The organism is Hydrocoleum sp. CS-953 (genome assembly GCF_002260545.1).
Lineage (GTDB): Bacteria > Cyanobacteriota > Cyanobacteriia > Cyanobacteriales > Microcoleaceae > Trichodesmium.
Genome location: NZ_LGSU01000613.1, coordinates 1 through 3,864 on the forward strand (window position 1 = coordinate 1; position 3,864 = coordinate 3,864).

General features: G+C 34.8%; 1 protein-coding gene. It reads left to right on the forward strand.

Going from position 1 to position 3,864, the window contains the following annotated elements; genetic code table 11:
- The first annotated feature begins 131 nt into the window (after nt 1-131).
- On the forward strand, nt 132-3,782 hold the full coding sequence (locus tag AFK68_RS06800) for an adenylate/guanylate cyclase domain-containing protein (RefSeq protein WP_094672108.1): 3,651 nt from the start codon (nt 132-134) through the stop codon (nt 3,780-3,782).
- Nucleotides 3,783-3,864 lie beyond the last annotated feature (82 nt).

The following is a 3,864-nucleotide window of genomic DNA, read 5'->3' on the forward strand; positions in this document are numbered from 1 at the left end:
CTAATGGAAAGGCCCAGACCTGTACCCTTTCCGACTGGCTTAGTGGTAAAGAATGGATCAAAAACTCGATTAATTAAATTTTCTGTCATAAAAGGGCTCCGAAAAGTATAGTATCATAAGATGTTGAAATTATGAACGATCAAGATAAGACTAAAGATGAACTAATTAAAGAGTTAATAGAACTGCGTCAAACTGTTAGTGAACTTGAAGAAGCCAATTCAAATTCCAACTTAACAGGACAAGAATTAAATAATATAATTCAAGAGCGTACTGCAGCACTAAAAGAATCAAACGATCAGTTAATAGAAGAAATTGTTGAACACCAACAAGCAGTAAAAGATTTAAAAATAGCTAAAGAACAGTTACAAACAGTTTTGGCAGCAGTACCAGGTACAGTATCTTGGATTAGTTCGGATTTACGCTATATAGAAGTGAATCAGCAATTAGCTGATATTTTTGGTATACCCAGAGAAAAATTTGTAGACCAAAATATTGGTTTTTTAGGAGCAAGTTCTGAATTTAATGACTTTGTAGAAGAGTTTTTTGAGAGTTCTTACTTAGAAACAACTCGTGAAATTATATCAATGGTTCATGGTGAACCTCACAATTATTTAGTGGTTGCAGAAAAGTATAATAAAAACCAAGCCGCCTTTGTAGTAGGTATAGATATTACCGAACGCAAACAAGCAGAAAAAAGGTTAATAAAAGCAAAAGAACAGTTAGAAACTGTATTAGAAGCAGTACCAGGTACAGTATCTTGGATTAGTTCAGATTTGAATTATATAGAAGTTAATCAGGAATTAGCCGACATTTTTGGTATACCCAGAGCAGAATTTCCGGGGAAAAATATTGGTTTTTTAGGAACAAATTATGAATTTTATGATTTTATTGAGAAGTTTTTTGCTAGTAATGAACCCGAAATAATAGGTGAATTTGTATCAGAAATTTATGGGAAATATCGAAGCTATTTGATTGTTGCCGAAAAGTACAATGAAAACCAAGCTGCCTTTGTAGTAGGTATAGATATTACCGAGCGCAAACAAGCAGAAAAAAATCTGTTAGTTAGTAAAGAAAAACTAGAAACAGTATTAGAAGCTGTTCCCGGAATGGTTTCATGGATTAATTCAGATTTAACCTATATTGAAGTCAATCAAAAATTAGCTGATACATTTAACCTTCCACGAGCCGAATTTATAGGAAAAAATATTGGTTTTGTAGACAATAATTCTAAATTTCACTCTTTGCTCCAAGATTTTTTTGCTAGTCCTCACCAGGAAATAACCTCTGAAATTAGTTCAAAACACCACAATTTATATCGAAATTATTTAATAGTTGCTCGCAAATATAATCACAATCAAGCAGCATTTGTAGTGGGGATTGATATTACCGAACACAGACAAGCAGAGTTAGAACTTGGAGCAACTCAAGAACAGTTCAAAACTATTTTAGAAGCAGTACCAGGAATTGTATCTTGGGTAAGCTCAGATTTACGCTACTTAGGAGTTAATAAACACTTAGCACAAACCTACAATTTACCTCAAGAAGCTTTTGTAGGTCAAAATATTGGCTTTCTCAAAGCTAGTCAAGAATTTAGTGAGTTTATGGGACAATTCTTTGCCAGTCCTGCTGAGGATGACTATCGAGAAGTATCTGCTTACGTTAATGGTACTGCCCGAAATTATTTAATTGTCTCCAAGAAATATGCTCAAGGAGCAGCTGCTTTTGCGATAGGTATTGATATTAGTGACCGCAAGTATGCAGAAGCAGCAGTACGACAAGCTGAAGAAAGATATCGTACTATCTTTGAAAATGCTGTTGAAGGAATTTTCCAAGCAACTCCAGATGGATACTTTATCAGTGCTAACCCAGCATTAGCTAGAATTTATGGTTATGATTCTCCTAAAGAAGTGATTGCTAATGTCATCTGCTTACAACATCAACTTTACGGTAATACTAAATACCGAGAGCAATTTATGCAAAAATTAAAGGAGCAGGGTGCTGTAGTTAACTACGAATCACAAATTTATCGTCGAGATGGCAGTCTAATTTGGATATCTGAAAATGCTAAAGCTGTTTGGGATCGAGATGGTCAATTAATTCGTTATGAGGGAACTGTTGAGGATATTACACAACGGAAAGAAGCACAGGAAGCTTTACAAAGAGCTAATCAGCAGTTAGAAAGCAAGGTTGAGGAACGAACTAAAGCTTTAAGACAATCAAATCGTTTGCTAATGACGGAAATTTCAGAACGTCATCGTGTAGAGACTGCCTTACGAAAATCGGAAGCAGAACTACGGGTGTTGTTTGAAGCAATGACTGATGTAATTACTGTCTTCGATGCTCAAGGTAGATATGTCAAAATCTTATCTACTAATTCGGAGGTATTGTATACTCCTATCAATGAATTGATTGGCAAAAGTGTTTATGAGGTTTTACCCCCTAAACAAGCTAATCTATTTATGATTAATATTCAACGGGTGCTGAATACAAAGGAAACTGTGAATTTAGAATATAGTCTGCTCGTATCTAATAATCAACAGAATGATCCTAAGCGCCAAGAGTATAATTCTGTATGGGGTATCTCATGTAAAGTTCCTAATTACCAATCTAGCGAATCACCTCCTCATCCCCATTCTCCCATTCCTAAACCTGATGAAATTTGGTTTACTGCTAGCATTTCACCATTACCAGATAACTGTGTAATTTGGGTGGCGCGTAATATTACAGAACGCAAACGGGTGCTAGATGCACTGCAAAAAGCAGAGGAAAAATACCGTAGCATCTTCGAAAATACAGCAGAAGGGATATTTCAAACTACTCCTGATGGACGCTTTATTAGTGCAAATCCAGCATTATTAAAAATGTATGGTTTTTCCTCAGAAACAGAGTTAAAGAATCAGATAACCGATCTTGCCCAACAATTATATGTTAATCAAAATCGTCGCTCTGAGTTTATTGCTAATCTTGAAAAATATGGTTCTGTATCGAATTTTGAATCAGAGGTTTATCGTGCTGATAGTAGTGTAATCTGGATTTCTGAAAATGCTCGTGTAGTTCGCAATATTGACAGAGAAATACTTTACTATGAAGGTACTATTCAAGACATTACAAAACGTAAATATGTAGAAACTGCTCTGCGATTAGAACAACAAAAATCTGACCACTTATTGTTGAATATTTTACCTGCTCAGATTGCTACAAAATTAAAACAAAATCAACATCCGATTGCCAAACGGTTTGAAAATGTGACTATTTTATTTGCTGATATTGTCGATTTTACTGGTTTTTCGGCTCGGATATCTCCCAGTGAACTGGTGGATATGCTGAATAAAATTTTCTCAGTTTTCGATAAATTAACTGAACAACATGATTTAGAAAAAATTAAAACAATTGGAGATTCTTATATGGTTGTTGGTGGTTTACCCACAGCTAGAGAAGATCATGCAGAGGCGATCGCTAATATGGCATTAGATATGCAAAAGGCAATTAGGAAATTTTTTAATGATCGAGGAGAAGCTTTCCAAATTCGTATTGGTATTAATACTGGACCTGTAGTAGCAGGAGTAATTGGCATTAAAAAGTTTATTTATGATTTGTGGGGTGATACAGTAAATGTAGCATCTCGGATGGAATCAAGTGGAATCTCTAGTAAAATTCAACTCACGGAAGCTACTTATCAACTTTTAAAAGATAACTTTTTATTAGAGTCACGGGGGTCTATTCCAGTTAAAGGTAGGGGAGAAATGATTACTTATTGGTTGATAGATAGGTTCAATAATTGATAATTGATAATGGATAATTGATAATTACCTCTGGTTAAAACCGTTACGGAATTGAAGATTGGGAAATATCCTAGCACTTTTT